This is a genomic window from Streptomyces indicus, assembly GCF_900100315.1.
Classification (GTDB): domain Bacteria; phylum Actinomycetota; class Actinomycetes; order Streptomycetales; family Streptomycetaceae; genus Streptomyces; species Streptomyces indicus.
The window spans coordinates 158,509-173,835 of sequence record NZ_FNFF01000003.1; the positions used below are offsets into that span (position 1 = coordinate 158,509).

General features: G+C 71.0%; 15 protein-coding genes. 6 read left to right on the forward strand and 9 right to left on the reverse strand.

What is annotated here, in order from left to right:
• Positions 1–32 precede the first annotated feature (32 nt).
• From ruvX to BLT97_RS10205, 4 genes are read right to left on the reverse strand one after another with little or no spacing between them, the layout of a single operon-like run.
• A complete protein-coding gene (ruvX, locus tag BLT97_RS10190; RefSeq protein WP_093608495.1) occupies positions 33–509 on the reverse strand; it encodes a Holliday junction resolvase RuvX in 477 nt (158 codons plus the stop codon).
• Complete coding sequence (gene alaS, locus BLT97_RS10195; protein ID WP_093608496.1) at positions 509–3,178, reverse strand: alanine--tRNA ligase; 2,670 nt, start codon at positions 3,176–3,178, stop codon at positions 509–511. Before alaS ends, ruvX begins: the two co-directional genes overlap by 1 nt.
• Positions 3,178–3,543, reverse strand: coding sequence for a DUF6167 family protein (locus tag BLT97_RS10200; protein ID WP_093608497.1), 366 nt, complete (start codon positions 3,541–3,543; stop codon positions 3,178–3,180). Before BLT97_RS10200 ends, alaS begins: the two co-directional genes overlap by 1 nt.
• 6 nt (positions 3,544–3,549) lie before the next feature.
• Entirely contained in the window at positions 3,550–4,017 is a 468-nt protein-coding gene (locus BLT97_RS10205) for a DUF948 domain-containing protein (RefSeq protein ID WP_245769243.1), read from the reverse strand.
• 254 nt (positions 4,018–4,271) lie between these two features.
• Between BLT97_RS10205 and BLT97_RS10210 the strand changes: the two genes are divergently transcribed.
• Positions 4,272–6,431, forward strand: a complete 2,160-nt coding sequence (locus tag BLT97_RS10210) for an ATP-binding protein (RefSeq protein WP_093608499.1) — start codon at positions 4,272–4,274, stop codon at positions 6,429–6,431.
• Positions 6,432–6,461: 30 nt separating this feature from the next.
• On the opposite strand, the gene rpsD is transcribed toward BLT97_RS10210, so the two are convergent.
• On the reverse strand, positions 6,462–7,076 hold the full coding sequence (rpsD, locus tag BLT97_RS10215) for a 30S ribosomal protein S4 (RefSeq protein ID WP_093608500.1): 615 nt from the start codon (positions 7,074–7,076) through the stop codon (positions 6,462–6,464).
• 209 nt (positions 7,077–7,285) lie between these two features.
• Between rpsD and BLT97_RS10220 the strand changes: the two genes are divergently transcribed.
• Positions 7,286–7,975: a DUF2470 domain-containing protein gene (locus tag BLT97_RS10220; protein ID WP_093609022.1), complete on the forward strand. Its 690-nt coding sequence runs from the start codon at positions 7,286–7,288 to the stop codon at positions 7,973–7,975.
• Positions 7,976–8,022: 47 nt separating this feature from the next.
• On the opposite strand, the gene BLT97_RS10225 is transcribed toward BLT97_RS10220, so the two are convergent.
• Complete coding sequence (locus tag BLT97_RS10225) at positions 8,023–8,481, reverse strand: Lrp/AsnC family transcriptional regulator (RefSeq protein WP_093608501.1); 459 nt, start codon at positions 8,479–8,481, stop codon at positions 8,023–8,025.
• 122 nt (positions 8,482–8,603) lie between these two features.
• Here BLT97_RS10225 and BLT97_RS10230 point away from each other — a divergent pair, with 122 nt between their 5' ends.
• Positions 8,604–9,548, forward strand: a complete 945-nt coding sequence (locus BLT97_RS10230; RefSeq protein WP_093608502.1) for an SMP-30/gluconolactonase/LRE family protein — start codon at positions 8,604–8,606, stop codon at positions 9,546–9,548.
• Positions 9,549–9,588: 40 nt separating this feature from the next.
• Here BLT97_RS10230 and BLT97_RS10235 read toward each other — a convergent pair whose 3' ends face one another.
• Complete coding sequence (locus BLT97_RS10235; RefSeq protein ID WP_093608503.1) at positions 9,589–10,386, reverse strand: HNH endonuclease family protein; 798 nt, start codon at positions 10,384–10,386, stop codon at positions 9,589–9,591.
• A gap of 27 nt (positions 10,387–10,413) precedes the next feature.
• Positions 10,414–11,820, reverse strand: coding sequence for a replication-associated recombination protein A (locus tag BLT97_RS10240; protein ID WP_093608504.1), 1,407 nt, complete (start codon positions 11,818–11,820; stop codon positions 10,414–10,416).
• A gap of 146 nt (positions 11,821–11,966) precedes the next feature.
• On the opposite strand from BLT97_RS10240, the gene BLT97_RS10245 reads away from it, so the two are divergent.
• The 3 genes from BLT97_RS10245 (at position 11,967) to BLT97_RS10255 (ending at position 14,540) form a co-directional block, all read left to right on the forward strand.
• Positions 11,967–13,616 (forward strand): FAD-dependent oxidoreductase, encoded by a 1,650-nt coding sequence (locus BLT97_RS10245; protein WP_245769265.1) that lies wholly within the window; start codon positions 11,967–11,969, stop codon positions 13,614–13,616.
• A gap of 64 nt (positions 13,617–13,680) precedes the next feature.
• Entirely contained in the window at positions 13,681–14,250 is a 570-nt protein-coding gene (locus tag BLT97_RS10250; RefSeq protein ID WP_093608505.1) for a rhodanese-like domain-containing protein, read from the forward strand.
• Positions 14,251–14,270: 20 nt separating this feature from the next.
• Positions 14,271–14,540, forward strand: coding sequence for a metal-sensitive transcriptional regulator (locus tag BLT97_RS10255; RefSeq protein WP_093608506.1), 270 nt, complete (start codon positions 14,271–14,273; stop codon positions 14,538–14,540).
• A 31-nt stretch (positions 14,541–14,571) separates the two neighbouring features.
• Here BLT97_RS10255 and BLT97_RS10260 read toward each other — a convergent pair whose 3' ends face one another.
• Complete coding sequence (locus BLT97_RS10260; RefSeq protein ID WP_093609026.1) at positions 14,572–15,222, reverse strand: vitamin K epoxide reductase family protein; 651 nt, start codon at positions 15,220–15,222, stop codon at positions 14,572–14,574.
• Between the last annotated feature and the right edge of the window lie 105 nt (positions 15,223–15,327).

The window sequence follows — 15,327 nt, forward strand, 5'->3', positions numbered from 1 at the left end:
GGCGCATCGCGCGGAACGTTACCGTATCGCGATCAGATGACCACTTCGACGCCCTCGCCCGGGGCTTTACCTGACGCCCGTTCGGACTCCAGAGCGTTCTGAAGGATCACCACAGCGGCAGCCTGGTCGATGACAGAACGGCCCTTTTTGGACTTCACGCCCGAGGCGCGCAGTCCCTGACTGGCCGTCACTGTGGTCATCCTCTCGTCGACCAGACGTACGGGAACGGGATGGATGCCCTTCGCCAGCTCCTGTGCGAAGGCCCGCACCTTGGCCGCGGCCGGCCCCTCGCCCCCGTTGAGGGAGCGAGGAAGACCGACTACCACCTCAATGGGTTCGTATTCCTCGACAAGTTGGCGCAGCCGGCGGTGGGCGGCCGGGACGTCGCGTCCCGGCACGGTCTCCACCGGGGTGGCGAGGATCCCGTCGGGGTCGCACGAGGCGACCCCGATCCGGGCGTCCCCGACGTCGATCGCGAGCCTGCGCCCGCGTCGCAGCCCTTCGGTCATTACGCGGTCTCGGCCACGAGGCGCTCGACGGCGGCCATCGCCTCGCCGATGGCGGCCGGGTTCTGGCCGCCGCCCTGGGCCACGTCCGGCTTGCCGCCGCCTCCGCCGCCGAGGGTCTTGGCGGCCGTACGGACCAGGTCGCCGGCCTTGAGGCCGCGCTCGCGCGCCGCCTCGTTGGTGGCGATGACCGTGAGCGGCTTGCCGTTGGCGGTGGTGAACAGGGCGACCACGGCCGGGCGGTCGGACGGGATGCGGCCGCGTACGTCGAGGACCAGCTTGCGCAGGTCGTCGGCGCCGGTGCCGTCGGGCACCTGGCCAGTGACGAGGGCGACGCCGCGTACGTCCTGGGCGCCCTGGGCGAGACCGGCGGCGGCCTGGAGCACCTTCTCCGCGCGGAACTTCTCGATCTCCTTCTCGGCGTCCTTCAGCTTGCCGAGCATGGCGGAGATCTTCTCCGGGAGCTCCTCGGAGCGGCCCTTGACCAGCTCCTGGATCTGGGCGACGACCGTGTGCTCACGGGCGAGGAAGTTGTACGCGTCCACGCCGACGAGGGCCTCGATACGGCGCACACCCGAGCCGATCGACGATTCGCCGAGCAGCTTCACCAGGCCGAGCTGGGCGGTGTTGTGGACGTGGGTGCCGCCGCACAGTTCCTTGGAGAAGTCGCCGATGGTCACGACGCGCACGCGCTCGCCGTACTTCTCGCCGAACTCGGCGATGGCGCCCTGCTTCTTGGCCTCGTCGATCGACATGACCTCGGCCTGGACGTCGAGTTCGCGGGCGAGAACTTCGTTGATCTTCTGCTCGACGTCGGTCATCACGGCCGTCGGTACGGCGGACGGGGAGCCGAAGTCGAAGCGGAAGCGGCCGGGCTGGTTCTCGGAACCGGCCTGGGCGGCCTGCGGGCCGAGCGCGTCGCGCAGGGCCTGGTGGGTGAGGTGCGTGGCCGAGTGGGCGCGGGCGATGGCGCGGCGGCGCATCACGTCGATGACGGCCTGGGCCGGGGCGCCGACGGTGACCTCACCGACCTGGACGACGCCCTTGTGCACGTAGACGCCGGGGACGGGCTTCTGACAGTCGCGGACCTCGACGACAGCGCCGGAGTGCAGCTTGATGCGGCCGGTGTCGCCGATCTGGCCGCCGCCCTCGGCGTAGAAGGGGGTGCGGTCGAGGACGATCTCGACCTCGTCGCCCTCGACGGCGGCGGGCGAGGGCACACCGTTGACGAGGATGCCGACGACCTTGGACTCGCCCTCGGTGGAGGTGTAGCCGATGAAGTCGGTGGCGCCGGCGTTGTCCGCGATCTCGCGGTAGCCGGACATGTCGGCGTGGCCGGTCTTCTTGGCCTGGGCGTCGGCCTTGGCGCGGTCCCGCTGCTCCTTCATGAGGCGGCGGAAGCCTTCCTCGTCCACCGAGAGGCCCTGTTCGGCGGCCATCTCGAGGGTGAGGTCGATCGGGAAGCCCCAGGTGTCGTGGAGCAGGAACGCCTTGTCGCCGGAGAGCACGGAGCCGCCCGCGGCCTTGGTCTCGGTGACGGCGGTGTCGAGGATGTTCGTGCCGCCCTTGAGCGCCTTGAGGAAGGCGGCCTCTTCGGCGAGCGCGACGGTCTCGATCCGCTGGCGGTCGGTGACCAGCTCGGGGTACTGCTGCCCCATCGTGTCGATGACGACGTCGATGAGGTCCTTGACGACCGGGCCGGTGGCGCCGAGCAGGCGCATGTTGCGGATGGCGCGGCGCATGATGCGGCGCAGCACGTAGCCGCGGCCCTCGTTGCCGGGGGTCACGCCGTCACCGATGAGCATCACGGAGGTGCGCATGTGGTCGGTGACCACGCGCAGCGAGACGTCCGAGGCCTGGGCGGCGCCGTAGCGGACGCCGGTGAGCTCGGTGGCCTTGTCGATCACGACACGGGAGGTGTCGATCTCGTACATGTTCTGCACGCCCTGAAGGATCATGGCGAGGCGCTCGAGGCCGAGACCGGTGTCGATGTTCTGCGAGGGCAGGTCGCCGAGGATCTCGAAGTCGTCCTTGCCGGTGCCCGGGCCGCGCTCGTACTGCATGAAGACCAGGTTCCAGATCTCCACGTAGCGCTCGTCGTTGACCGCCGGGCCGCCCTCTTCGCCGAACTCGGGGCCGCGGTCGTAGTTGATCTCCGAGCACGGGCCGCAGGGGCCGGGGACGCCCATGGACCAGAAGTTGTCCTTCTTGCCCAGGCGCTGGATGCGCTCCTTCGGCACGCCGACGACCTCGTGCCAGATGCGCTCGGCCTCGTCGTCGTCGAGGTAGACGGTGATCCAGAGCTTCTCCGGCTCCAGGCCGTAACCACCCTTGTCCTGAGGGCTGGTGAGCAGCTCCCAGGCGTACTTGATGGCGCCTTCCTTGAAGTAGTCGCCGAAGGAGAAGTTGCCGCACATCTGGAAGAACGTGCCGTGCCGCGTGGTCTTGCCGACCTCTTCGATGTCGGGCGTGCGCACGCACTTCTGCACGCTGGTCACGCGCGGCGCGGGCGGCTTGGTCTCGCCCAGGAAGTAGGGCTTGAACGGCACCATGCCGGCCGGGACGAGGAGCAGCGTCGGGTCGTCTGCGATCAGCGACGCCGACGGCACGACCTTGTGCCCACGCTCCTCGAAGAAGCTCAGCCAGCGGCGGCGGATTTCAGCCGACTCCATCAGTGGTCCTCATTCCGGTTGTACGTGTACGAGCCGTTCTCGTACGTCTGGTGCGAAGTGATCTGGTGCTTGCGGGAGCCCGGTGCGCGGTTCTCGATCGCCACCACCCGCCGCTGGGCGGGCAGTTCGGCGTCCGGGTCGTGCTCCAGGCCGAGTGCCTCGCCGAGTTCGGCCTCGCGCTGGGCCATACCGGCCCGTACGTCGAGGGCGAAGTCCTTGAGCCGGTGGCCCGCGTCGATCGCCTTGTTGGCGGCCTGGGCCGCGAGGCTCTCGGGGGTCAGCTGCTTGATCTTGCGGTTGACCTTGGTGGTGGCCCACACGCCGGCGGCTGCGCCCGCGGTGAACCAGAACGTACGGCGGAACATGCTGCGTCAGTCCCTCGCGTTCCTGTCGTTCCGCTTGCCCCGGCGAGCGGCCGGCACGGCCCGGCCCACGATCACCGTACGCCTGGGCGTCTTGCGCGGCATTCTCTGAGAATCACCGGTCGCACCGCCCTTGCGCCCTGCGACGGCCCTGCGCACCCCGTAACCGAAGGCCGCGACCTTGACGAGAGGGCCGCCGAAGGTGGAGGCGACCGTGGTGGACAGCGCGGAGGCGTTGGAGGTGACCTCCTGGACGTCCGTGGCGATGGCGTCGACCCGGTCGAGCTGGGTCTGCGCGGAGCGCACGGTCGCGGAGGCGTCGGCGAGCAGCGGCACGGCCTGCTCGGTCACGTCCGCCACGAGCTTGGTGGTCGCCTTGAGCGTCTGCGCGAGCCTCGCCAGCGCGACGGCGAGGAACGAGACCAGGATCGCCCAGAAGACGGCCACGAGGATCCCGGCCACCTCACCACCGGTCACGCTGCACCGCTCTCTGCTGTCGGGGCCTCGGAGCGCTGAGCTCCTGCGGAAGGCCCGGGCTCTGCGAAATCGCTCGGGCTCCTGCGGGACGCTCGCACTCCTTCGGGGCTTGCGAGCCTTGTCGGCCATGGATAAGTCGTGTCCGACCTTATCGCGCCGGGCCTGGCGCTCCGTACCGGATTCCCGCTCAGCGCGCGGGGAGTTGCCTGATCCGATTGTACGGAGTGCGTACGCCTGAGTACGCTGCGTTCCCCATGCGACGGTCTCAGCGCCCCCTTGCGGGCGCGCCCTCGGGCAATCTCCCCATCGAACTCGACGCGTTCGTCGGACGGACGGCCGAACTGGCCGAGCTGGACGCCCTGATGGACACGGCGCGTCTGGTCACGGTGGTGGGGACCGGCGGCGTGGGGAAGTCCCGTACCGCCCTGCGGGCCGCCTCGCTGCACCGCGCGCCGGCCGACGGGATCTGGCTGGTGGAGCTGGCCTCGGTGCGGGAGGCCGATCTGGTCGAGCACGCCCTCGTCGAGACCTTCGGCCTGACCGACCACACGGGGCGTCCGCCGCGGACCGTCCTGCTCGACCATCTCGCCGAGCGTGAACTGCTGCTCGTGGTCGACGGGTTCGAGCATCTCGCCGAGCCGTGCGGCGCCCTGGTGCGCACGCTGCTGCGCCGCTGCCCCGGCCTGCGGGTGCTCGCCTCGGGCCGTCGCCCGCTCAATGTGGAGGGTGAGCGCATCCTCGCGCTCGGGCCGCTGCCGGAGCGGGACGCGGTCGCGCTGCTGGCCGAGCGCGCCGCCCTGTCCGATACGCGGGACGCGGACACCCTGGCCGAGGTCTGCCGGCGCCTGGACGGGATCCCGCTCGCCGTGGAGCTGGCGGCGGGCCGGCTGCGCGCCCTGTCCCCGGCCGGGCTCCTGGAGCGGCTCGACGACCGCTTCGCCCTCCTGACCGGCGGCACCAGCGGGGCGCTCCCCCGCCATCAGACGCTGCGGACGACGGTCGGCTGGAGCCATGAGCTGTGCGGCCCGGCCGAGCGTCTGCTGTGGTCCCGCCTGTCGGTGTTCACCGGGGCCTTCGACCTCGATGCGGCGGAGTACGTGTGCGGCGGCCACGGCCTGGAGTCGCCGGAGGTGCTCGATGTCCTGGAGGCGCTGCTCACCCAGTCCGTCCTGGCGCGCGAGGAGTCCCCGACCGGTGTGCGCTACCGCATGCTGGACACGGTCAGGGCGTACGGAGCCGAGTGGCTGGCGGCCTCCGGGGACGCCGGGCGGATGCGGCGCCGGCACCGCGACTGGTACATGGGCCTGGCGACGTACTGCGAACTCGACTGGTTCTCGCCGCGGCAGACCGCCGTCGCCACCCGGATCGAGGCCGAACTGCCGCATCTGCGGGCCGCGTTGGAGTTCTGTCTGACCGAGCCCGGCGAGGCCCACCTGGGCCAGTACCTGGCGGGCACGCTGTGGTTCTACTGGGTCGGCTGCGGCCGGCTCGCCGAGGGCCGGCACTGGCTGGACCGCGCGGTGGAGCTGGACGGCGCGGAGGACTACCCGGAGTCCCGCCTCAAGGCGCTGTGGGTGCTCGGTTACGTGGCGATCCTGCAAGGCGGCACGGTGGACGCGCTGGCCGCGCTCCAGGAGTGCCGAGACGAGGCCGACCGTACGGACAACCCGCTCGCCGTGGCGTACGCCGTGCACCGGATGGGCTGTCTCGCGCTGGTCACCGACGACATGGAGCGGGCGGAGCTGCTGTTCCGCGAGGCGCTCGTGCGCTACCGGCAGCTGGGCGAGCTCAACAGCAATGTCCTGATGGGGCAGGTGGAGCTCGCCATGTCCCTGGTGTTCCAGGGGGACCTGCCGGCCGCCCTCGCCCTGTGCGAGGAGGTCGAGGAGATCTGCCGCGAGCACGGGGAGCGCTGGACGCGTGCGTACGCGCTGTATGTGATCGCGTATGCGGCCTGGACCCGCGGCGAGTACGTCCGCGCCAGGGAGCTGCTGCGCGAGTGCATCACCATCGACCACACGTTCCGCGACCTGGTGGGTCTGGTGCTCGCGATCGAGCTGCTAGCCCTGGTCACGGCGAGCGAGGGCGATCCGGCCGAGGCCGCGGTCCTTCAGGGTGCGGCGGAGCCGGTGTGGGGTTCGGTGGGGCTGCCGCTGTTCGGTTCGGGCTACTTCAGTTCGCCGCGTGCGCTGTGCCGGCAGCAGGCGGGCGAGCTGCTGGGGCGGGCACGGTACGAACGGTGCCTCGCGAAGGGCAAGGCGCTGACGCTCGACGAGGCGGTGGAGCGCGCGCTGGCCTCGCAGCAACCGGCGGCCCCCGCGGCGCCGAAGGTCAGCGTGCCCCGGCCGGGACGCTCCGACGGAACGCGAAAGCCCGCCGGCTCCCCCGCCAAGGGCGGGGAAGCGGCGGGCTGACCGCGGAAGGGTCCTACGCCTGCTGGGAAATCAGCGGGCGTAGTACTCGACGACGAGCTGCTCGTCGCAGATGACCGGGATTTCCTTGCGGTTCGGGTCACGGTCCAGGCGGAAGGCCAGGGCCTTCAGGTTGACCTGGAGGTAACGCGGGGTCTCGCCCTCGGGGGCGAAGCCGCCCTCACGCGCGACCTGGAACAGCGGCTTCTCGCGGGAGCGCTCGCGGACGGTCACGACGTCGTCGGGACGGACGCGGAAGGACGGCTTGTCGACCTTGCCGCCGTTGACCTCGATGTGGCCGTGGACGACCATCTGGCGGGCCTGGTAGATGGTGCGGGCGATGCCCGAACGCAGGACCAGGGCGTCGAGACGGCGCTCGAGCTCGACGATCAGCGCCTCACCGGTCTTGCCCTGCACCTTGCTGGCGCGCTCGTAGGCACGGACCAGCTGGCGCTCCGACACGTCGTACTGGGCGCGCAGACGCTGCTTCTCGAGCAGACGGACCTTGTAGTCCGACGTCTGCTTGCGGCCACGGCCGTGCTCGCCCGGCGGGTAGGGACGGGCCTCGAAGTACTTGACGGCCTTCGGCGTCAGCGCAATGCCGAGCGCACGGGACTTCTTGACCTTGGGACGCGACTGGTTAGGCACGTTCTCCAGACCTCCGAAATAGGTTAGGTTAGGCTCACCTTACTTAAGGAGACCGCATGTCTCGCCCAGGGAACACCACACCCATCACGGACAGCACGAAGAACGCCGATGCAGCGCACGCACAAGAAGGCGGCGTCGAAGGCATCGACATGACGGCGGGCCGATCAGATCGTGGTCAGCCGCATCCCAGCGGGCTTGAACTCGCCCGACTGCCGTCAGCAGCCGAACGCACACGAACTCTCGTACAGAGTACATGCTCCGCGGTGCTGCTCGTCCCCGGGTCCGTGCGCGCACCCCAGGAGCTGCTCATGCCGCTCGCCCGCGAGGTGACCCCGGAAGGCGATGTGCTGCTTGTGTTCCCGGCCGATGCCCCGCCGGTGCGGGCGGCCACGCACGCGCAGGACGACGAGCTCCAGGCCGTGCTGGAGATCACGGACGTCGCCCCCGTCGCCGTCCCCCACCGTATCCGGGGACGGGCCTGGCTCTCGGGCTGGCTGACGCAGGTGCCGGAACGGGCCGAGCCCGGCCGGATGGCGCTGCGTCTGGAGGTCGGCGAGATCTCCGTGGACGACCTGTGGGGCTCGGAGAAGGTCGAGCCGGACGCCTTCGCCGCGGCGGCGGCCGATCCCCTCGTCGAGCACGAGGCCGAGCTGCTTCAGCATCTGCACGCGGGCCACGGGGACCAGGTGCGGCTCCTCGGTTCGCTGCTCGGCGAGCGGGCCGGGCTCGCGAGCACCGAGCGCGCGGTGCCGCTGGCGCTCGACCGGTTCGGGCTGCGGATCCGGTTCACCGGTGACGGGCGCTGCTTCGACGCCCGCTTCGATTTCCCGGAGCCGGTGCGCGGGGTCACGGATCTGCGGCGGGCGATGCACCAGTTGTTCACGGCTGCCGCGGACTGAGCCGCCCTCCGGTCCTTCGGGCGCCCCTCACGTTGTCGGGCGCCCTCTCAAGCCTCCTCCGGCTCGCTCGCGCACGGCGACACAGGGCGTTCGAAGAACGTCTCCAGGGCGACCGTGGCCTGGGTGCCGCTGACGCCCTCGATCGCGTAGATCCGGCGCAGCACGTCCTGGAGTTGCTCGGTGGTGGCGGTTCTGACCTTGACCAGGACCGAGGCGCTGCCGGCGATGATGTGCGCCTCCAGGATCTCGGGGATCGCCGCGAAGGCCTCGGCCGAATCCCCCATCCACGCGGCCGAGTCCACCATCACGTACGCCAGGACCCCGCCGCCCACGGCCGCCGGGTCCACCTCGACGGTGGTGCGCCGGATGATGCCGCGCGCCCGCAGCTTCCGTACGCGCTCGTGCGCCGCGCCCGCGGAGAGGCCCACCGCCTCGCCCAGGGTCGCGTACGACTGCGTGGCGTCCTGCTGGAGTCGCGCGAGGAGTGCACGGTCGGTCTGATCCATCGATGTGATCCACCACTCTTCGTATGGCCATGTCTTGTCGCGACCATACCTCATCCTGCAATCTTCCGATCAAGCCGAATGACGTTCAATGGCGAACGGCTCGGTCGAGACCGGGAGGGTCCATGGGCGACCAGCGTCCTGAGCTGTACGAGATGTTCGACGAGCGCTTCCGTACCGGGCGGTGCATGAACGGGGACGCGGATCTCGAGGTCCTGTTCACCGGGTGCCGCTGGGCGGAAGGGCCGGTGTACGTGCCCGCCTGGCGGCAGCTGGTCTGGAGCGACATCCCCAACGACCGGATGCTGCGCTGGGACGAGGAGACCGGGGCGGTCGGCGTCTTCCGGCGCGCCGCCGGGCACACCAACGGCAACACCCTCGACCGGCAGGGCCGGCTGATCACCTGCGAGCAGGGCAACCGGCGCATCACCCGCACCGAGCACGACGGCACCGTCACGGTGCTCGCCGACCGCTGGCAGGGCAAGCGGCTCAACAGCCCCAACGACGCGGCCGTGAAGTCCGACGGTTCGGTCTGGTTCTCGGACCCGGACTTCGGGATCACCAGCGATTACGAGGGGTACCGGGCCGAGAGCGAGATCGGGGCCAACAATGTCTACCGGATCGACCCGGACACCGGTGAAGTCCGCCTGGTGGCCGACTGTTTCGGGGCGCCCAACGGTCTGGTCTTCTCGGCGGACGAGCGGCAGCTGTTCGTCTCCGACACGAGGGCGGGCTGCATCCGCGTCTTCGAGGTGCGCGAGGACGGGACGCTGTCGGACGGCAAGGTGTTCGCCGAGGCCGGTGCGCGGCCGCAGGCCCGCTTCGACAATCTGCGCTTCGACGACGGCGGCCGGCTGTGGGCGGCTGCGATGGGCGACGGCGTGCACTGCTACGACCCGGACGGCACCCTCATCGGGCGGCTCGTGGTCCCCGAGGCGGTCGCGAACATCACCTGGGGCGGCGCCAAGCGCAACCGCCTGTTCATCTCGGCGGAGACCAGTCTGTATTCGGTGGTCATGGGCGTGACCGGCCTCCATCCGACGGGGCCCGGATTCCGGCCGTACCGCTGAAAGATTCCGGCCGTACCGCTGAAGTACGGGCGAGCGGGCGCTATTTGCAGGTGGCGAGCATGTCCTGGAGGGCCAGCTTCTCCGGGGCGGTGACCGTCAGCTTGTACTTGGCCTTGATCCCGGTCCAGCGGCGGGCGTACTCGCACCAGTACGCCTGCCGCGGCGGCTTCCACTTGTCGGGGGTCTGGCTGCTCTTGGCGGTGTTGGTCTCTTTGTCCGTGGCGAGCAGCACGTCGAGGTCGTTGGCGTAGTTCAGGCGCTGCTGCGGGCTCCAGGCCCAGGCGCCCGCCCGCCAGGCCGCGCCGAGCGCCACGATGTGGTCGGACTCGATCTGCGAGGCGCGGCGGTAGTAGTACGGGAGTTCCTTGCCCGTGTACGGATCGACGAGCGTGCCGGAGACGACCACGCAGGGGTTGCGGTCGCCCTCCTTGAGGTTCTTCAGGTCGCGGCGCAGGACGTCGTCGCGGGTGTCGCAGCCGTTGCGTCCGCCGGGCACGTCCACGGCGTCCGACCAGGTCTCGCCGAACTCCGCCCGCTTGTACGTCTCCCAGTTCTTGCCCCAGGCGACCTGAAGCGCGGCCAGCTGGGCGCGGGCGGTCTTCGCGTCGGGCGGGAAGCCTTTGCTCGCGAGGGTCCGGGACGGGGTGGGGGTGGGCGTCGGGGATTTCTTCGGGGGCGGCTTGGAGGCCGTGGCCTCGGGTGACGCGGTGTGGAAGCGGCCGTCCGCGCGCTCGACTTGGAGCGGGGTGCAGCCCGCGGCCACCGTCAGGGATGCGCAGGCGGCGAGCAGCAGCGTACGGAGTCTGCGTCCGCCTCGACCTGCCGTGCTGCCCGCCATGCCGCCGAGCGTAGGCGCGGGCGGCGGCTAGCGCCCGTCGGCCGGTCCCTCCGTGCTCTTCTCGCCCCGCTCGCCCCGCTCGCTCTTTTCGCCGGTCAGGCGCTCGCGGACGCGGTCGACCACGTCCGCGTACCGCGCCTCGGCCCCGTACCGGGTCGGCTGGTAGTAGCGCTTGCCCTTGATCGCGTCGGGCGCGTACTGCTGGGCCGCGATGCCTCCGGGCACATCGTGCGGATAGACATAGCCCTGCGCGTGGCCGAGCTTGGCCGCGCCCTTGTAGTGCCCGTCGCGCAGGTGCGGGGGCACGGGTCCGGCAAGTCCCTTGCGTACGTCCTCCATGGCGGCGCCGATCGCCAGCGTGGCCGCATTGGACTTGGGGGCGAGGGCCAGGGCGATGGTGGCGTGGCTCAGGGTGAGGGCGGCTTCGGGGAAGCCGATCATCGCGACGGCCTGAGCGGCGGCCACGGCCGTGGACAGGGCGGTGGGGTCGGCGAGGCCGATGTCCTCGCTGGCGGAGATCATCAGGCGGCGGGCGATGAACCGGGGGTCCTCGCCGGCCTCGATCATCCGCGCGAGGTAGTGCAGCGCCGCGTCCACGTCGGAGCCGCGGATGGACTTGATGAGGGCGCTGGCCACGTCGTAGTGCTGGTCGCCGTCGCGGTCGTACTTCACCGCGGCCCGGTCGACGGACTCCTCGAGGGTCTGCAGGGTGATCTCCTGCTCGCTCTTGGCGAGCGCGGCGCCCGCGCCGGCTTCGAGGGCGGTGAGCGCGCGGCGGGCGTCGCCGCCGGCGATGCGCAGCAGGTGGTCGGCGGCGTCCTCGGCGAGCGTGACCGAGCCGCCGAGTCCGCGCTCCTCGGCCAGGGCGCGGTCCAGGAGCCCTCTGAGGTCCTCGTCCGTGAGCGGTTCGAGCGTGAGCAGCAGCGAGCGGGACAGGAGGGGGGAGATCACCGAGAAGTACGGGTTCTCCGTCGTGGCCGCGATCAGGGTGACCCAGCGGTTCTCCACGGCGGGCAGCAGGGAGTCCTGCTGGGCCTTGCTGAAGCGGTGGATCTCGTCGAGGAAGAGCACGGTCTCCTTGCCGTAGCCCCCGGTCGCGCGGCGGGCGCCCTCGATGACGGCGCGGACCTCCTTGACGCCCGCGGTGATCGCGGAGAGCTCCACGAAGCGCTTGTTGGTGGCCTTGGAGACCACGTACGCCAGCGTCGTCTTCCCGGTGCCCGGCGGTCCCCAGAGGATCACGGACGAGGGGCCCGCGGGGCCGCCGCTGCCCTCCCCGACCAGGCGCCGCAGCGGCGATCCCGGCTTCAGCAGATGTCCCTGGCCCACGACTTCGTCGAGGGTGCGCGGACGCATCCGCACCGCCAGCGGACTACTGGCCGGCTCCTTCTCCTGGCGCTCTTCGGCGGCGGCGGTAAACAGATCGGGCTCCACGACGCCAACCCTAGGACACGGGTCCGACAACGCCGTACGGCGAGCGCCCGTAAATACCCTCGGGGGTATCCAGTGATACGGTAGGGGGTATCGGGGAAGGGGGATGAACTGAGCACGAAGCGTCAGGAGTGACAGCAGTGACCGCAATGAAGCAGGACGGCATGAAGGTGATCGTCATCGGCGGAGTCGCCGGCGGCATGTCCGCCGCGACCCGGCTGCGCCGGCTCGACGAGCGGGCCGAGATCGTGGTCCTCGAGCGCGGCGCCCATGTCAGTTACGCGAACTGCGGGCTGCCGTACTACCTGGGCGGCACCATCGAGCAGCGCGACGCCCTGCTCCTGCAGACCCCCGAATCGCTCGCCGCGCGCTTCCGTATCGACGTACGGGTGCACAACGAGGCGGTGGCGATCGACCGCGACGCCCGTACCGTCCGGGTGCGCGACCTCGCCACCGGCCGCGAGTACACCGAGTCGTACGACCGCATCGTCCTGAGCCCCGGCGCGCGCCCCTTTGTCCCCGATCTGCCGGGCGTCGAGCGCGCCCACACGCTGCGCGACGTGAGCGACGCCGACCGGATCGCCGAGGCACTCGCGCAGGACGTGCGCAGCGCCGTGGTCGTCGGCGGCGGGTTCATCGGGGTCGAGGCCGCGGAGAATCTGCGCGAGCGCGGTCTGGACGTGACGCTCGTGGAGCTCGCCGACCAGGTCCTCACGCCGCTCGACCCCGAGATGGCCGCCCCGGTCGCCGACCGGCTGCGGGCCCACGGCGTACGGGTCGAGCTCGGCGCGCAGGCCGCCAAGGTGCTGCCCTCCACCGTGGAACTCGCCGACGGCCGGACCCTGCCCGCCCACCTCGTCCTGTTGTCGATCGGCGTGCGCCCGGAGACCTCGCTCGCGGTGGCCGCGGGTCTGGAGCTCGGGCCGCGCGGCGGCATCGCCGTCGACGAGGCGCAGCGGACCAGCGACCCGGACATCTTCGCGGTCGGCGACGCCGCCGAGAAGCGGGACGCCCTGACCGGGGACCCGGTGCTCGTCCCGCTGGCCAACCTCGCCAACCGGCACGGCCGCCTCGTGGCCGACGCGCTCACGGGCCGTCCGGTACGGGCCCGTGCCGCCACCTCCACCGCCATCGTGCGGGTCTTCGACCTCACCGCGGCAGCCACGGGCTGGAACGAGAAGCGGCTGCGCGCCGCGGGCCGCCCGTACCAGGCCCTGCACCTGCACCCGGGCTCGCACGCCGGCTACTACCCGGGGGCCTCGCCCATCGCGCTCAAGGTGCTGTTCGACCCGCGCGACGAGCGGATCCTCGGTGCGCAGGCCGTCGGCGCGGACGGGGTCGACAAGCGCATCGACGTGATCGCCACGGCCATGGCGGGCGGCCTGACCGTCTCCGAGCTCGCGGACTTGGAGCTCGCGTACGCCCCGCCGTACGGCTCGGCCAAGGACCCGGTGAACATGGCGGGCCTGATCGCCGAGAACCTCGCCGACGGCACCGCCCGCACCGTGCAGTGGCATGAACTCGACGGCGCCGAGGGTGCGATCATCGATGTCCGCTCCCCCGCCGAGCACGCCGCCGGGTCGATCCCCGGCGCCGTGAACATCCCCCTGGACGAGCTGCGCGACCGCGCCGCCGAGCTGCCCGAGGGCCGGCTCATCGTCCACTGTCAGGTCGGTCTGCGCGGGCACAACGCCCAGCGGCTGCTCACCGCACTCGGCCGCGAGGTGGTCAACCTCGATGGCGGGTACGCAACCTGGGCGGCGGGCCGGTCCGCCACTGCTACTGCCCCGGCCGCCTGAATTCCGTAACGCTCGAAAGACCGCCCCCTGCCCCACCGCCTCACCCCTCCAGGAGCCCTCCCCCATGAACCCCACGCTCACCCCCGCCGCACTCGCCGCCAAGGACGCGGGCACGACGCTGATCATCGATGTCCGCGGGCCGGGCGAGTACGCGGCCGGCCATGTCCCCGGCGCCCTCAACCTCCCGCTCGACAGCCTTCCGCAGCTGCTCGGCGAGCTGCGCACCGCCGCGGCGCGGCGCGAGCTGATCGTGGTGTGCGCGGCCGGGATGCGCTCGGCGAACGCCTGCGCGCAGCTCGCCGCCGCCGGTGTTCCGGCCACCGGACTCGACGGCGGTACGGACGCGTGGCGCGCGGCCGGTCTGCCGGTGGAGACCGCCGCGCAGCCCGAGCGGAACGTATGGGCCATGGACCGGCAGGTACGGTTCACGGCCGGCTCGCTGGTTCTGCTCGGCCTCGCCGGTTCGCTGGTCACTCCGTGGGCGGCGCTGCTGTCCGCCGGCATCGCGGGCGGTCTGGTCTACTCCGGCGTGAGCAACACCTGCGGCATGGCCGTGATGCTCGGCAAGCTGCCCTTCAACCGTCCGCGTCCTGCGGCTCTCGCGCCCGTACGCGAAGCCCTCCAGCGCGCCTGAACCTCCGTAAGGATCCCGAGATGCAGGTCAACGAAGAGAGCCGGACCGCCGTGCTCAACCGGCTGCGCCGCGCCCAGGGTCAGCTGGCCGGGGTGATCGCGATGATCGAGGACGGCCGGGACTGCAAGGACGTGGTCACGCAGCTCGCCGCCGTCTCGCGCGCCCTCGACCGGGCCGGGTTCAAGATCATCGCCTCGGGGATGCGGGACTGCGCGGGCGCGGCCGAGGCCGGCGAGCAGGCACCGCTCACAGAGGCGGAACTGGAGAAACTGTTCCTGGCACTCGCGTAGAAGGCCAGCCGGTCCGTAAGTCCCGCCGGCCTCAGCTGGTCCAGAAGTCCCACCAGCGCGTCAGGATCAGCATGCCGATGATGCCCACGTGCAGGACCGGCAGCACCCAGGTGAACTCGTCCAGGAACGAGCGCAGCCAGGACGGTGCGGGCAGCAGGCCGTGGCGGATGTTGTGCGAGGTCACGTACCAGAACATGACGATCGTGGCGACCCACGCGAGGCAGCACCACAGGCACAGCGAGTTGATGGTGTAGAGCGACTGGTACTGGAGCCAGGTGCAGAAGGCGACGCCGAAGAGCATGCCGGCGTTGAGCGTCAGCCAGTACCAGCGCGGGAAGCGGGCGCGGGCGATCAGGCTCATGCCCACGCAGACGACGATGCCGTAGGTGACCAGGCCGAGCATCGGGTTCGGGAAGCCGAACACCTCGGCCTGGTCGCTCTTCATGATGTTCCCGCAGGACACCACGGGGTTGAGGCTGCACGCGGGCTTGAAGGTCGGGTCCTCGAGCAGCTTGAACTTGTCGAGGGTGATGACCCACGCGGCGAGCACTCCGGCCAGACCGGTGATCACCAGAAGGATGCCGAGCGCACGGCTGCCGCCGACACTGCGCGCGGGCTGTCCGCCCGACGCCTCGTCGTGGCCGTCGAGGACATCCGTGCTCGCCGTGGTCGTCTTGCTCATCAGCAGTTCCGTCACTTTCGCCGTCCGGCCGGGGCCCGGGGTCATTGTGCCGTACGCGGCTGTGTGTCCATCGTTCGGTGGACATCGGCCGGTACGGACGGTGGT